This window comes from Streptomyces sp. NPDC046215, from assembly GCF_040646215.1.
In the GTDB taxonomy this organism is placed as follows: Bacteria; Actinomycetota; Actinomycetes; order Streptomycetales; family Streptomycetaceae; genus Streptomyces; species Streptomyces stramineus.
This window is the reverse complement of the sequence record NZ_JBEYZW010000016.1, coordinates 55,936-70,308: the sequence shown is the minus strand read 5'-3', so window position 1 is coordinate 70,308 and position 14,373 is coordinate 55,936. Positions and strand designations below refer to the sequence as shown.

Genomic DNA, 14,373 nt, shown 5'->3' with positions numbered 1-14,373 from the left:
GGGCCGACGGCCCCGAGCACCCACCCCCACGAGGAGTGAACCAGCATGGGCATCAAGGACGAGATGCAGGACAAGGCCCAGAAGGCCAAGGAGAAGCTGCAGAACAAGCAGGACGAGGCGGCGCAGCGCGGCCGGACCGAACAGGACCGCCTGCGCGAGCGCGCCGACGAGACGCGGCAGTCGGGCCAGCGGTCCTTCGACGACATCCAGGACGACATGGACGACCGCCGGTGACGCCGGTCTCGTGACGCCCGTGTCGTGACGCGGACCGGGTAAGGGGCGTGCCTCTTGGAGGCGCGCCCCTTACCTATGCCGCACTCGGAGCTGCTACTGCCGCACCCGGAGCTGCCGCCCCGCTCGGCACGGCAAAGGCCACACTCGGCCCGTCAACGGCCTGCGCGCGGCGGCAGCTTCGGGCGCCGCAGGTCCGGTACGCCCGAGTAGTCAGGCGGTTTCGCCGCACCGTGCCGCTCCAGCAGGTCGAGGGCGACCCGCACCGCGTCGTCCAGTTGCTTGTGCCGGCCCTCCGCCCAGTCCAGCGGGGTGCGGTCGACCTCGATGTCCGGGTCGACGCCGTGGTTCTCCACCCCCCACCCGTACGCGTCGAACCAGGCCGCGTTCATCGGCACGGTGATGGCCGTGCCGTCGCCGAGCCGGTGCCGCCCGGTCATCCCGACCACCCCGCCCCAGGTGCGCAGGCCCACCACCGGCCCGATGCCCTGGAGCTTGAAGGCCGCGGTGATCATGTCACCGTCGGAGGACGTCATCTCGTCGGCGATGGCCACCACCGGGCCGCGGGGGGCGTTGCTCGCGTAGGACACCGGCTGGGCGCCGCGCGTCAGGTCCCAGCCGATGATCGTGCGGGTGAGCTTCTCCACCACCAGCTCGCTGATGTTGCCGCCCGCGTTGCCGCGGACGTCCACGATCAGGGCCGGGCGGGACATCTCCATGCGCAGGTCGCGGTTGAACTGCGCCCAGCCTGAGCCGCCCATGTCGGGGATGTGCAGGTAGCCGCACTTGCCGTCGCTCAGCTCCCGGACGACCGCGCGCCGCTTGGCCACCCAGTCCTGGTAGCGCAGGGGCCGCTCGTCCACCAGCGGCACCACGGCCACCCGGCGCGCGGGCCCCTCGCCCTCGGCGGGGCTGAACGTCAGCTCGACGGTGGTGCCGCCCGCCGCCGACAGCAGCGGGTAAGGGCCGGCGACCGGGTCCACGGGACGGCCGTCGACGTGGGTGAGGGCAGCGCCCTCGCGGATGCCCGAACCGGCCAGCGGAGAGCGGGCCTTGGAGTCGGAGGAGTCGCCGGGCAGGATGCGGCGCACCGTCCAGGAGCCGTTCTTGCCGTGGACGAGGTTCGCGCCGAGCAAACCGATGGCGCGCTGGTAGTGCGGCGGGCCCTCGTTGCGGCGCGCGGGGGCCACGTAGGCGTGCGAGGTGCCCAGCTCGCCGAGGACCTCGCGCAGCAGGTCCGCGAAGTCGTCGGGGGTGGCGACGCGTTCGACCAGCGGCCGGTACTGGTCCAGCACCGCGTCCCAGTCGATGCCGCACATGCCCGGCTCCCAGAAGTACGCCCGGATGATCCGGCCCGCCTCCTCGTACGCCTGCCGCCACTCCGCCGCCGGGTCCACCTCGTGGAGGATCCGGCGCATGTCGATGTAGACGGTGGAGTCGGAGTCGCCCACGTCCGCCGCGGGCACCGCCCGCAGCTCGCCCTCGTCGTAGACGACCAGCCGGGTGCCGTCGCCGCTCACCGCGAACCAGTCGAGGGAGCTGGTGAGTTCGGTGCGCTTGGCCTTGGCCAGGTCGAAGTGTTCGAGTGTGGGGCGGCCGGAGGTGTCGGCGGGGTTGGCGAACGTCTCGCCCAGGGCGCCGGAGATCGGCCAGCGCAGCCACACCAGGCCGCCACCGGCGACGGGGTGCAGGGCCGAGTACTTGGAGGCGGCGACCGGGAAGGGCGTCACCCGGCTCTCCACGCCCTCCACCTCGATCAGCGCCGCACCGTCGCCGCCGCTGTCCTCCATGTCCAGGCCCCCGCCCGCCGGCCGGCCCTCCGCCGACAGGGCGAAGGGGGAAGGCGTCGCCGACGACAGCGGTACGAGGTAGGGGCGGCAGCCCAGCGGGAACGACAGGTCACCGGTGTGCACGTCGTAGACCGGGTCGAAGCCGCGCCACGACAGGAACGCGAGGTAGCGGCCGTCCCGGGTGAAGACCGGCTGCTCGTCCTCGAAGCGGCCGTTGGTGACGTCCACGACGAGCCGGTCCGAGAGCCGGGCCATCTTGATCTGGCGCAGGGAGCGGCCGATGCCGGGGTGCGACCAGGTCAGCCAGGCCGAGTCCGGGGAGAACGCGAGGTCGCGCACGGGCCCGTTGGCCGACCGGATCAGCTCGCTGACCTCGCCGTCGCCCTCGGGCGCGGTGTCGACGAGCAGGAGGCGCCCGTCGTGCGCGGCGACGGCCAGCCGTTCGCCGTCCGGTGCGGCGATCAGCTCGTGCACCCGCCCGACCCGACCGGACGCGAGGCGGCGCGGCTCGGCGGGCCCGGTGGCGCGGGGCAGCTGTGCGATCTCGATCGCGTCCTCGCCCTCCGCGTCCGTCACATAGGCGACCTGCCCGGTCGAGCCCAGCATCTCCGGCAGCCGCACCCGCACCCCGGGGGTGTCGGCGATCGTCCGGGCGGGCCCGTCGCGGTGCGTGAGCCAGTAGAGGCTGCCGCGCACCTGGACGGCGCTGGCCCGGCCCGTGGAGTCCACGGTCAGCGCGTCGACGTGGGAGGCGGCCTGCACCTGGTAGGTGCGGCGGCCGGCGCGCGGCCCGCCCAGGCGGACGCTCAGGCGCCGCGGCCCGGCATCGGGCCCGAGGTCGTCGACCAGCCACAGTTCGCCCGCGCACTGGTAGACGACGCGCGAGCCGTCGGTGGCGGCGTGGCGGGCGTAGAAGTCGTCGTGGTCGGTGTGCCGGCGCAGGTCGGAGCTGTCGGGCAGACAGGAGTAGAGGTTGCCGACGCCCTCGTGGTCGGAGAGGAAGGCGATGCGGTCGCCGACGCACATCACCGAGTCCAGGTGGCCGCCGAGGTCCGGGACCAGCCGGGTGCCGTGCAGCCACAGGCGGCCGGTCGCCCCGCCCCGGTAGCGCTTCCACGAGGCCGGCTCGTGCGGGGGCTTGCCCGTCAGCAGCAGCGTCTTGCCGTCCGAGCCGCGGATCGCGAGGTCCGAGACGGGCCCCCAGGGGAGCCGGCCGCCGGGGCTGCCGTCGGTGGGCAGCCGGTACGCCCAGGAGAAGTACGAGAAGGGCTGGCCGTGCGAGGAGACGGCGAGGATGTCGCTGTGCCCGTCCTGGTCGGGCGGCGACCAGCCGCAGACCCGGGCGTCGCTGCTGCCCCAGTAGGTGAGCCGGCGGGCGGGCCCGCCCGCGACGGGTGCCAGGTGGATCTCGGGGTCGAGGCTGCGCCAGCTGGTGTAGGCGATGTGCCGGCCGTCGGGCGAGAAGCGGGGGTGGCCGACGCGGGTCCGGTCGACGGTGAGCCGCCAGGCCCGCGCCGCCGGGTCGGAGCCCTCCGTGGCCAGCGGGGCCACCCAGAGGTCGTCCTCGGCGGCGAAGCAGAGGAGGTCACCGTGAAGGTGCGGGAAGCGGAGGTACGAGCCAGGGTCCTCTCTCACCCACCCATGGTTTCGGTCCCCGTACCTGGCGGCAACTCGGTCCGTGACGCAGAACACTCAGCGAAACGGCACCGTTTCGCTTTTTGGCCTTTTCGGACGGCGTACCCTGCTGGTGTACGAAACCGTTTCGTTCAGCGTCGGAAAGGGGGCAGGGAATGCCTTCGGACTCACCCAAGCCGGCGGCGCGCCGTACCCGCCTGACGCCCGAACGGGAGGGCGAGCTGTACGACGCCGTGCTCGACATCCTGCGTGAGGTCGGTTACGACGCCCTCACCATGGACGCCGTCGCGGCCCGTACCCACTCCAGCAAGGCCACCCTCTACCGCCAGTGGAAGGGCAAGCCGGAGCTGGTCGTCCACGCGCTGCGCCACAAGAAGCCCGTCAGACTGGCGGACATCGACACCGGCACACTGCGCGGCGACCTCCACGCCGTGGTGTGCGAGGCCGACGAGGCGCAGATGGAGCAGGACACCGCTCTCATGCGCGGGCTCGGCCACGCGATCCACACCAATGCCGATCTCCACCGCGCCCTGCGCGAACTGCTGATCAAGCCGGAGACCGAGGGTTTCGACGCGATGCTGCGGCGCGCGGTCGACCGGGGCGAGGTCGCCGCGGACAACCCCGCCCTGGAGTACGTCGCCCACACCATGCTGGGCGCCTTCATCGCCCGGCCGATGATCGACGACAGGCCCGCGGACCCGGCGTACCTGTCCCGCTATATCGACGCCGTGATCCTCCCCGCTCTCGGCCTGTAAATCCCCACCGGGCCCCCACGCCCCCCACCTGACGCGCCGCTCTCGTCGTCGGGCGGATACCCCACGCCCTGTTTCTCCGTATCTCGATCCGACGGGAGCTACACGCCTCATGGCAACGTTCCTCTACAAACTCGGTCGGCTCTCCTATCGCCGCCGCTGGTCCGCGCTGCTCATATGGGTGACGCTGCTGGTGCTGGCCGGTGTGGGCGCCGCGACCGCCTCGAAGTCCACCAACAACGACTTCTCCATACCCGGCACGGAGGCGCAGCAGGCGTTCGACCTGCTGGAGAAGCGCTTCCCCGCCCAGAACGCCGAGGGCGCCAGCGCCCGCGTCGTCTTCAAGGCCCCCGACGGCCAGAAGGTCACCGCCGAGAAGAACAAGGCGGTGATCGAGAAGGTCGTCGGCGAGCTGAAGGGCGGCCCGCAGGTCGACACGGCCGTCGACCCGTTCGCGGGCAACGCCGTCAGCGCGGACGGGACCACCGCCTACGCCTCGGTCTCGTACAAGGTCAAGGCCGACGCCCTGACCGATGACGCGCGCGATGTCCTCAAGGACTCCGCCGAGCACGGCCGGGACGCCGGGCTGACCGTCGAGATCGGCGGCAGCGCGCTCCAGGCCATGCCGGAGCAGGGCTCCACCGAGATCATCGGCATCGCGATATCGGCGGTCGTCCTGCTGATCACCTTCAGCTCGCTGGTCGCGGCCGGGCTGCCGCTGCTCACCGCGATCATCGGCGTCGGCATCGGCGTGTCCTCGATCGCCGCCCTGGCGCCGGTCCTGGACCTGTCCAGCAACACCTCGACGCTCGCCATGATGATCGGCCTCGCCGTCGGCATCGACTACGCGCTGTTCATCGTCTCCCGCTACCGCGCCGAGCTGGCCGAGGGCCGGGAGCGCGAGGAGGCCGCCGGCCGGGCGGTCGGCACCGCGGGTTCCGCGGTGGTCTTCGCCGGTCTGACGGTCGTTATCGCGCTGGCCGGGCTGCTGGTCGTCAACATCCCGATGCTGACGAAGATGGGCATGGCCGCCGCCGGCACCGTCGCCATCGCCGTGCTGATCGCGCTCACCCTCATTCCGGCGCTGCTGGGCTTCGCGGGCCGCAAGGTCCTGGCCCGCAAGGACCGCAAGGCCGAGGACGGCGCCAAGGCCGAGGGCAAGCCCAACATGGGCACCCGCTGGGCCCGCTTCGTCCTGCGCAAGCCCGTGTGGGTGCTGGCCGCCGGTGTGCTCGGGCTCGGCGCGATCGCCGTCCCCGCCGCGTCCCTTCAGCTGGGCCTGCCCGACGACGGAGCGGCGTCCAAGAAGAGCACCCAGCGCAAGGCGTACGACCTGCTGTCCGACGGCTTCGGCCCCGGCTTCAACGGCCCGCTGATGCTGGCCTTCGACGGCGCGGGGACGAAGGACGCCAAGGCCGCGGCCGAGTCGGTCGTCACGACCGTCAAGGGCCTGGACAACGTCGCCATGGTCTCCCCCGCCACGTTCAACAAGAGCGGCGACTTCGCGACCATCATGGTCATGCCCAAGTCGAAGCCGACGGGCACGGAGACCGAGGACCTCGTCCACGCCATCCGTGACAAGGGCGCCTCGTTCACCGCCGACACCGGCGCCAAGGTGCTCGTCACCGGCCAGACGGCGATGAACATCGACGTCTCGGAGAAGCTCAACGACGCGCTGCTGCCCTACCTGGCGCTCGTCGTCGGTCTCGCCTTCCTGCTGCTGATGGTCGTCTTCCGCTCCGTGCTCGTCCCGCTCAAGGCGGCCCTCGGCTTCCTGCTGTCCGTGGTCGCCGCGCTCGGCGCGGTCGTCGCGGTCTTCCAGTGGGGCTGGCTCGGCGGGCTCTTCGGCGTCGAGGAGACCGGCCCGATCATGAGCATGATGCCGATCTTCATGGTGGGCGTCGTCTTCGGTCTGGCGATGGACTACGAGGTCTTCCTCGTGACCCGGATGCGCGAGGCGTTCGTGCACGGGGAGCGTCCGGGCCAGGCGATCGTGACCGGCTTCAAGCACGGCGCGCGGGTCGTCTCGGCCGCCGCCGTCATCATGATCAGCGTCTTCGCGGGCTTCATCGGCTCCTCGGAATCGATGATCAAGATGATCGGCTTCGGCCTGGCCATCGCCGTCTTCTTCGACGCGTTCGTCGTCCGCATGGCCATCGTCCCGGCCGTCCTCGCCCTGCTCGGCAAGACCGCCTGGTGGCTGCCCGGCTGGCTGGGCAAGATCCTGCCGAACGTGGACGTCGAGGGCGAGCAGCTCCAGAAGCAGCTTGCGCACGGCGCCCCGGACGCGGAGCCGCTGCGGGAGCCGAGCCGCGTCTGACAGCCGATGACCGGCCGGCCCGGCGGCCGCCCCCCGCACACGCGGGGAGCGGCCGCCGGGCCTTTTTCGCGCTCTTACACGCCTCTTACACCTGTGGTCTGTGCCATGCGACGGAACCGTTGGTCCCACTACGGGCGTTTTTCTTAGTCCACACCTGTGGGCGCGGTCGGGGGCGCGTGCGAGGGAAAGGGCTCCGCGTTGAACCTGCTCGATGTCATTCTGCTGCTGATCGTGATCGCCTATGCCGTCTCCGGCTACCGGCGGGGCCTGGTGGCCGGTCTCGTGCTGTTCGCCGGGTTCCTCGGCGGGGCGGTGCTCGGCGTCTGGGCCCTCCCGTACGCCCTGGAGCCCTTCGAGGCCGGCACCTCGACGGCGGCGTTCGCCGCCGTCCTCGTCGTCCTGCTGCCCGCCGCGATCGGCCACGCCCTCGCCGGGCGCGTCGCCTGGCGGATGCGGCGCCGGCTGACCTGGGCGCCGGTGCGCGGGGTCGACGGGATCGGCGGCGCGGCCGTCAATTCGCTGGCCGTCCTGCTGGTCGGCTGGGTCGCCGCGAGCGTCCTCGTCTCCGCGAACTCCACCCTGCTGAGCCGGCAGATCAGGGACTCGACGCTGCTGGGCGCCGTCCAGGAGTCGATGCCCGAGCAGGCGCCCACCTGGTTCAGCCGCACCACGGACGCGCTGTCCGGCGCCGGCTTCCCCCAGGTCTTCAACCCCTTCGAACATGAACCGGCCACCGGTGTCGCCGAGCCGTCCGGTGACGCGGTCACCCCGGCGGCGACCCGGGCGGCCCGCGAGTCCGTCGTCAAGGTCGAGGGCGTCGCCGACGTCGGCAGCGGCCGGCGCGGCCAGGAGGGCAGCGGCTTCGTCTACGCCACCGAGCACGTGATGACCAACGCGCACGTGGTCGCCGGGGTGACCGCCCCGACCGTACGGGTCGGCGGCGTCGGCACGGCGTACCGGGCGAAGGTCGTGCACTTCGACGCGAAGACGGACGTGGCCGTCCTGGACGTCCCCGGCCTGCGGGCGCCCGTCCTGCCCTTCGACAAGACGGCGAAGCGGGGTGACGCGGCCGTCGTCGCGGGCTTCCCCGAGAACGGCGGCCTCGACCTCCGCGCGGCGACCGTCGCCAACGAGGTCCGCGCCAAGGGCCAGGACATCTACGGCGACGGCGTGACCACCCGCACCGTCTACTCCGTCCGCTCCACGGTCCGCCCCGGCAACTCCGGCGGCCCCCTGCTGACCCCGTCCGGCAAGGTCTACGGCGTCGTCTTCGCCCGCTCCACCTCCGACGCCGAGACGGGCTACGTCCTGACCGCCGACCAGGTCGCGGCCGCCGCCGAACGGGCGGCCGGGGCCACGACACCGGTGAGCACGGGGAGCCGGGCGGCGCTCTGAGGCTTCGGCGGGGCGGACAGTCCCACCGTTGGTCGCGCCGGGCAGCGGAAAGCCCCCGCCCGGCCGTGCGGCCGGGCGGGGGCTGCCTCCTGCGGTACCGCTAGCCGAACACCGCCGTCACCGGCGCGTGGTCGCTCCAGCGCAGGTCGTGCGAGGCCGCGCGCTCCACCACGGCCTTCAGGGCCCGCTCCGCCAGGCCCGGCGTCGCGACCAGGTAATCGATGCGCCAGCCCGAGTCGTTGTCGAAGGCGCGACCCCGGTAGGACCACCAGGAGTAGGGACCCTCGACACCCGGGTGCAGGGCGCGGACCACGTCCACGTACTCCGCCTCGTCGAACACCCGCGTAAGCCAGGCGCGCTCCTCGGGGAGGAAACCCGCGCTCTTGCGGTTGGCCTTCCAGTTCTTGAGGTCGGCTTCGGTGTGGGCGATGTTCCAGTCGCCGCACACGAGGACCTCGCGCCCCTCCGCCGCCGCCCGCGCCCGCAGGGCGACGAGGTAGGGGAGGAACTCCGCCATGAAGCGTTCCTTCTCGTCCTGACGGTCGGTACCGACCTCACCGGAGGGCAGGTAGAGACTGGCGACGGTGACGCCGGGCAGGTCGATCTCGACGTAGCGGCCGCTGCCGTCGAACTCCGCCGAGCCGAACCCGACCCGCACCGCGTCCGGCTCGCGCCGGGAGTACAGGGAGACGCCCGCACGGCCCTTGGCGGCGGCCGGGGCGTGCACGGTGTGCCAGCCGGCGGGGTCGCGGACCTCATCGGGGAGCTGGTGGGGTTCGGCGCGGACTTCCTGAAGGCAGACGACGTCGGCCTCGGTGGCCGCGAGCCACTCCACGAAGCCCTTCTTCGCGGCGGCGCGCAGGCCATTGACGTTCACGGTGGTCACGGTGAGCATTACGGCACGATACCGACTTCCACGACACCCCCGGCACACGCCGCCGGTACGACCGTACGATTTCCGGATGCGCATCGTGCCCGCCGGCTATGACCACCCGGACGCCGTGAAGCTCAGTGACCAGGTACAAATCGAATACGCGCAGCGGTACGGCGGCGAGGGTGACCTGACCCCCATGGACCCGGCGCAGTTCGCCCCGCCGCGTGGCCTTTATCTCATCGCGTACGAGGACGACGGCACCCCCGTCGCCACCGGCGGCTGGCGTTCGCAGGACGCGAACGGGGAGGGGTACGCGAACGGGGACGCCGAGCTGAAGCGGATGTACGTCGTGCCGGGGGCCCGCGGCCGGGGGCTGGCCCGGAAGATCCTCGCGGCGCTGGAGGACAGCGCGCGCGAGGCCGGCCGCACGCGGATGGTCCTGGAGACCGGAACCAAGCAGCCGGAGGCGATAGCCCTGTACACCTCCAGCGGCTACGAGCCGGCGGCCGTGAAATTCGGCCTCTACCGCCACCACACCAACAGCCGCTGCTTCACGAAGCCGCTGCGCCTGTGAGGCGCGGGGCTACCCCCTGCCGCCCTCCTCGATCGCCGCCTCCACCGCCTCGCGCACCCGGTCCGCCGGGTACCGCTCCAGCGCGGTGCCGTAGGGCTCCAGGATGTCGTCCAGCAGCTCCGGCCGGTCCTCGGCGAGCTCCGCGATCAGGACCGTGCTGCCCGGCGGCACCTCCGCCGCCAGCATCTCGACGGCGGCGTTGGCGGCGGTCGCCTCGCGCGCGTCCCGCGCACCGCCGATCAGCCCGCCCGCCCCAAAGCCGATCATGATGCCGAGCGGGCCGCCGAGGATGCCGACGAGCCCGCCGACCAGCCCGCCCACGGCGAAGCCCCGCGCCGTCCCGGTGTTGTCCTCGCTGTCGGGGAAGTCGAGGGCGCCCCCGGCGTCCCGGGTGATCACCGTGGCCTCGCGCAGCTTGATGTCACCGTCGCCGTGCACCCGCCGGAGCGCCTCCAGCGCCCGGTGCCCGGCGGCGGGGCTGTCGACGTTCATGAAGAGGACGTGCTCGTCCATCGTGGCGGCTCCCCTGCGTCGGCGGAAATCGTGCCTTCCACTGTCGCGCCTACCCCACCGGACCGCATGTCAGGCACCCGGTCCGCCGTCGCCGGGCGGCCGTACCGAGGCGGTGAGGTCCAAGGTGGCCTCCGCGCCACCGCCCTCGGGGTTGGCGAACGTCAGCCGGGCCCCGAGCACCCCCGCCTGCCCGGCGGCGATCGTCAGGCCCAGGCCCAGCCCGGACCCCGACCCGGTGAGAAAGCGCTGCGGGCCCCGGGCGAGCAGCTGGGCGGGGAAGCCGGGACCGCCGTCCCGCACCCGGACGGTCCCGGCGTCGACCTCGACGACGACGGGCGCGCCGCCGTGCCGGAAGGCGTTGGTGACGAGGTTGGCGAGGATCCGCTCGACGCGCCGGGCGTCGGTCTCCACCAGGCAGTCGGTCACGACCCGCACGTCCACCGCCCCCGGCTCCGGTACGGCCGTGGCGGCCACCGCCCGCCGGGTCAAAGCGCCCAGCTCGCGGACGTCCGCGTCGGCCCGTTCGGTGCGGGCGTCGAGCCGGGCGACCTCCAGGACGTCCTCCATGAGGCCGCGCACCCGCCCGGCCCGCTCCCGCACCATCTCCGCGGCCCGGCCGGGCGGGAGCAGCGCGGCCGCGGCGACCAGACCCGCGACGGGCGTGCGCAGCTCGTGCGCGATGTTCGACGTCACCTCGCGTTCGGCCTGGAGGCGGGCGGCGAGCGCGTCGGCCATGGTGTTGACGGAGACGATCAGCCGGGCGATCTCGTCCCGGCCGCCGCGGGGCCTGAGCCGGGCGCTGAGGTCACCGTCGGCTATCCGCTCGGCGGTGCGGGCGGAGGCGTTGAGGCGGCGTCCGGCGACGGTCGCGAGAGCCACGCCGACGACACCGGCGAACGCGGTGCCGAGGCCGCCTGCCCACCACAGGACCTCGTCGAGGTCGCGGAGGTCCTTGGCCTGCCGGACGTAGGGGTGCCGGACGACGACGAGGTCGTCGCCCAGCCGGCTGGCCGCCCACAGCATCGGCTCGCGGCCACTGGTGTCGAGGTAGGTGGCGCGCTTGCCCTGCTCGGCGGCTTTGCGCAGCGGACCGGGCATCCGCTCGGGGTTGATGAGCGTCCGGGGCCGGTCGACGCCCGCCGCGTGGTCCTCGACGGCCACGCCGAGGCGGGTGTCGATGGTGTCGCGGGCGGTGTCGAGCTGGTTGACGGCGGTGCGGTGGTGCACGACGAGGCCCATGATGACCGCGACCAGGGCGGCGGTGGCGGTGATGGCCACGCCGATCTTCGTACGCAGTCCCATGGTGTGAAGGCTCCTCGGCGGCTAGCGCTCGGGCACGTGGAGCGGCACGTCGCGCAGCTCGGTGCGGCGCCCGGTGGGCAGGTCGGCGGCGTCGACGGTGACCCGGCTGTAGTACGCGGCGCCGCCCTGCCGCACGAGCCCGCTGAGGGTGACCTTGGCCCGGTACGGCCGGTCGCGGCACTCCGGCAGGCACCAGGTGCCCCGGACGCTGCCGCGGCCCTCGGCGGTGGGCCCGCCCCAGCTGCGCCAGCGCAGATCGGACAGGCCGAGGGCGGCGGAGGCCGCGAAGGCCGCCGGACGGCGCAGCGACGGCTTGCCGGGGCCCTCGGACACCCCGACCGGGCCGGGTCCCGCCGTGGGCTGCTGGGCCTGCCCCGTCACGCGCAGGCCGCCGGGGTCGGAGCACCCGCACAGCAGCGCGGCCGACAGCGCCGCGGCGAGGGCCACGGCGGCGAGGGACGCGGTCAGTGGGCGCACGGGTTTCCTCGGGTCGGATGCGGCGGGTGGGGCGGGGCGGTCGGTGGACCGGGGGCCCGGGGTGCGGTCGCGGGGACGTAGCAGGTCGGGCAGGCCCGACGGGGCCATTCGTGCCAAATGTAACCGGCGTGGCTGGATTGCCGCCCGCGCCCTTGCCTCCTGGCGGTCGTCAGCTCGTAGGATCACCGCGCTCAAGTGGTCCGGTCCGGTCGTCGCGGTGCAACGGTGGAGGTCACTCATGCACATCGCCCGTCGTACGCTCCTCGGCGCCTTCGCGGGATCCGCCGTCCTGGGGGCGGTGGGACCGTCCTCCGCCGGAGCCGTTCCCGGAGCCGTCCCTGAGACCGTCACCGGGGCCGTTCCCGGGGCCGGGGAGGGTGCCGGCGCCTGGACGGAGCGCGGGGCCGCGTCCGGGGCCGCCGCGGCCGTGGCCCGGCTGCTGCCGCGCCACCACCGCCAGGTCACCTTCCGCACCGTGCCCCGCAGGGGCGGCGCGGACGCCTTCCGGGTGTCGGGGGCCGCGGGCGCGATCGTCGTCGAGGGCACCACGCCGGCCGTGCAGCTCACAGGCTTCCACTGGTACCTCAGACACACGGCCCACGCCCACTTCTCCTGGAACGGTGCGCAGACCGCCCTCCCCGACCGTCTACCCGGCGTCCGTACCCCGCTGGTGAAGTCCGCGAACGTCACCCACCGCTTCGCCCTCAACGACACCAACGACGGCTACACCGGGCCGTACAGAGGGTGGGACTACTGGGAACACGAAATCGATGTGCTGGCCCTGCACGGCTACAACGAGGTCCTCGTCTACGCGGGCGCCGACGCCGTCTACGCCCGGACGTTCGCGGAGCACGGCTACAGCGACGCGGAACTGCGCCGGTGGGTGCCCGGCCCCGCCCACCAGCCGTGGTGGCTGCTGCAGAACATGTCCTCCTTCGGCGGGCCCGTCTCCGCCGCCCTCCTGGAGCGGCGCACCGCTTTGGCGCAGCGGATCGTGCGGCGGCTGCGCGAGCTGGGCATGACCCCGGTGTTCCCCGGCTACTTCGGCACCGTCCCGCCCGGCTTCGCGCAGCGCAACCCCGGCGCCCGCACCGTCCCCCAGGGCGACTGGGGAGGCTTCCGCCGTCCGGACTGGCTCGACCCGCGCACCCGCCACTTCTCACGCGTCGCCCGCACCTTCTACCGGGTGCAGAAGGAGCTGTACGGCGCCACGTCGATGTACAAGATGGACCTGCTGCACGAGGGCGGGAAGCCCGGTGACGTACCGGTCGCCGATGCCGCCCGGGCCGTGGAGAAGGCGCTGCGGGCCGCACACCCCGAGGCGCTCTGGGCCATCCTGGGCTGGCAGGAGAATCCGCGCCGCGAGATCGTCGACGCCGTCGACAGCTCCAGGATGCTCATCCTCGACGGCATCTCCGACCACTACCCGAACGTCACCGACCGCGAGGCCGACTGGGGCGGCACCCCGTACGCGTTCGGATCGATCTGGAACTTCGGCGGGCACACCGCGATGGGCGCCAACGCCCCTGACTGGGCGGCCCTCTACGAGACCTGGCGCACGAAGGCGGGCAGCGCGCTGCGCGGCATCGCCCTGATGCCCGAGGCCGCCGACAACAACCCCGCCGCCTTCGCCCTCTTCAGCGACCTGCCCTGGACGGAGGGGACGGTGGAGCTGAAGTCGTGGTTCGAGCGGTGGCCGCGCTACCGCTACGGCGGTGCCGACGCCCACGCCGCGCGCGCCTGGGACGTACTGCGCCGCACCGCCTACGGCACCAGCCGCGCCGACGGCTGGAGCGAACCGGCCGACGGCCTCTTCGGTGCCCGCCCCGACCTGTCGGTCGCCCGGGCCGGCAGCTGGTCGCCGAAGAAACTGCGCTACGACGCCGCCCTGTTCGACAAGGCACTTCCCCAACTGCTCGCCGTGGCGCCCGCGCTGCGCCGCAGCAGCGCCTACCGCTACGACCTCCTCGACGTCACCCGGCAGACGGTCGCCAACCGCAGCCGGCTGCTCCTCCCGCGCATCAAGGCGGCCTACGACGCGAAGAACAGGTCGCGCCTGCGCGACCTCACCCGCCAGTGGCTCGGCTGGATGACGCTGCTGGAGGAGGCCGTCGCCACCGACGAACGCCACCTGCTGGGCCGCTGGATCGCCGACGCCCGCGCCTGGGGCTCCTCCGAGGCCGAGCGCGACCGCCTGGAGTACGACGCCGTGTCGCTGCTGACGACGTGGGGGGCGCGCGGTTCGGCCAACGGCGGCAAGCTGCACGACTACGCCAACCGCGAGTGGTCGGGGCTGGTCGGCGGGCTCTACCGGCTGCGCTGGCAAACGTACTTCACCGAACTGGACGCGGCCCTGGCGGCGGGCCGCAAGCCCAAAGCCATCGACTGGTTCGCCCTGGAGGACCGCTGGACGCGCACCCACCCGGCATACCCGGCGAAGCCGTCCGGGGACATCCGCCGGGTGGCCCAGCGGGTGGCGGCCAAGCTCTAGTCAAGCTGTACCAGCATCG

Annotated in this window: 11 protein-coding genes; 6 read left to right on the top strand and 5 right to left on the bottom strand. The window is 73.1% G+C overall.

The features are described from left to right. Nucleotides 1-45 precede the first annotated feature (45 nt). Complete coding sequence (locus ABZ951_RS10060) at nucleotides 46-234, top strand: hypothetical protein (protein WP_344093012.1); 189 nt, start codon at nucleotides 46-48, stop codon at nucleotides 232-234. 152 nt (nucleotides 235-386) lie between these two features. Here ABZ951_RS10060 and ABZ951_RS10055 read toward each other — a convergent pair whose 3' ends face one another. Then, on the bottom strand, nucleotides 387-3,656 hold the full coding sequence (locus tag ABZ951_RS10055; RefSeq protein ID WP_344093010.1) for a S41 family peptidase: 3,270 nt from the start codon (nucleotides 3,654-3,656) through the stop codon (nucleotides 387-389). A 155-nt stretch (nucleotides 3,657-3,811) separates the two neighbouring features. On the opposite strand from ABZ951_RS10055, the gene ABZ951_RS10050 reads away from it, so the two are divergent. The 3 genes from ABZ951_RS10050 to ABZ951_RS10040 all read left to right on the top strand — a co-directional run bounded on the left by ABZ951_RS10050 (nucleotide 3,812) and on the right by ABZ951_RS10040 (nucleotide 8,123). After that, entirely contained in the window at nucleotides 3,812-4,411 is a 600-nt protein-coding gene (locus ABZ951_RS10050; protein ID WP_344093008.1) for a TetR/AcrR family transcriptional regulator, read from the top strand. 109 nt (nucleotides 4,412-4,520) lie between these two features. After that, nucleotides 4,521-6,728: an MMPL family transporter gene (locus tag ABZ951_RS10045; protein WP_344093006.1), complete on the top strand. Its 2,208-nt coding sequence runs from the start codon at nucleotides 4,521-4,523 to the stop codon at nucleotides 6,726-6,728. 198 nt (nucleotides 6,729-6,926) lie between these two features. Then, on the top strand, nucleotides 6,927-8,123 hold the full coding sequence (locus ABZ951_RS10040; protein WP_344093004.1) for a MarP family serine protease: 1,197 nt from the start codon (nucleotides 6,927-6,929) through the stop codon (nucleotides 8,121-8,123). A 100-nt stretch (nucleotides 8,124-8,223) separates the two neighbouring features. Here ABZ951_RS10040 and ABZ951_RS10035 read toward each other — a convergent pair whose 3' ends face one another. Further along, a complete protein-coding gene (locus tag ABZ951_RS10035; protein ID WP_344093001.1) occupies nucleotides 8,224-9,018 on the bottom strand; it encodes an exodeoxyribonuclease III in 795 nt (264 codons plus the stop codon). A gap of 67 nt (nucleotides 9,019-9,085) precedes the next feature. Between ABZ951_RS10035 and ABZ951_RS10030 the strand changes: the two genes are divergently transcribed. Continuing rightward, a complete protein-coding gene (locus tag ABZ951_RS10030; protein WP_344092999.1) occupies nucleotides 9,086-9,571 on the top strand; it encodes a GNAT family N-acetyltransferase in 486 nt (161 codons plus the stop codon). A 9-nt stretch (nucleotides 9,572-9,580) separates the two neighbouring features. Here the strand turns inward: ABZ951_RS10030 and ABZ951_RS10025 are convergent, their stop codons facing one another. The 3 genes from ABZ951_RS10025 to ABZ951_RS10015 form a co-directional block, all read right to left on the bottom strand. Continuing rightward, nucleotides 9,581-10,084 carry a DUF1269 domain-containing protein gene (locus tag ABZ951_RS10025; protein WP_344092997.1) on the bottom strand — a complete coding sequence of 168 codons (504 nt, stop codon included), beginning with the start codon at nucleotides 10,082-10,084 and terminating at the stop codon, nucleotides 9,581-9,583. Between the two features lie 69 nt (nucleotides 10,085-10,153). Further along, entirely contained in the window at nucleotides 10,154-11,386 is a 1,233-nt protein-coding gene (locus tag ABZ951_RS10020; protein ID WP_344092995.1) for a HAMP domain-containing sensor histidine kinase, read from the bottom strand. A gap of 21 nt (nucleotides 11,387-11,407) precedes the next feature. Beyond that, nucleotides 11,408-11,863 (bottom strand): hypothetical protein, encoded by a 456-nt coding sequence (locus ABZ951_RS10015; protein WP_344092993.1) that lies wholly within the window; start codon nucleotides 11,861-11,863, stop codon nucleotides 11,408-11,410. Between the two features lie 238 nt (nucleotides 11,864-12,101). On the opposite strand from ABZ951_RS10015, the gene ABZ951_RS10010 reads away from it, so the two are divergent. Continuing rightward, entirely contained in the window at nucleotides 12,102-14,354 is a 2,253-nt protein-coding gene (locus ABZ951_RS10010; protein ID WP_344092991.1) for an alpha-N-acetylglucosaminidase, read from the top strand. Nucleotides 14,355-14,373 lie beyond the last annotated feature (19 nt).

Bases quoted from the DNA above. Each gene is read 5' to 3' on its own strand.
- ABZ951_RS10060 (WP_344093012.1), top strand. From the start codon at position 46: ATGGGCATCAAGGACGAGATGCAGGACAAGGCCCAGAAGGCCAAGGAG.
- ABZ951_RS10050 (WP_344093008.1), top strand. From the start codon at position 3,812: ATGCCTTCGGACTCACCCAAGCCGGCGGCGCGCCGTACCCGCCTGACG.
- ABZ951_RS10045 (WP_344093006.1), top strand. From the start codon at position 4,521: ATGGCAACGTTCCTCTACAAACTCGGTCGGCTCTCCTATCGCCGCCGC.
- ABZ951_RS10035 (WP_344093001.1), bottom strand. From the start codon at position 9,018: ATGCTCACCGTGACCACCGTGAACGTCAATGGCCTGCGCGCCGCCGCG.
- ABZ951_RS10030 (WP_344092999.1), top strand. From the start codon at position 9,086: ATGCGCATCGTGCCCGCCGGCTATGACCACCCGGACGCCGTGAAGCTC.
- ABZ951_RS10025 (WP_344092997.1), bottom strand. From the start codon at position 10,084: ATGGACGAGCACGTCCTCTTCATGAACGTCGACAGCCCCGCCGCCGGG.
- ABZ951_RS10020 (WP_344092995.1), bottom strand. From the start codon at position 11,386: ATGGGACTGCGTACGAAGATCGGCGTGGCCATCACCGCCACCGCCGCC.
- ABZ951_RS10010 (WP_344092991.1), top strand. From the start codon at position 12,102: ATGCACATCGCCCGTCGTACGCTCCTCGGCGCCTTCGCGGGATCCGCC.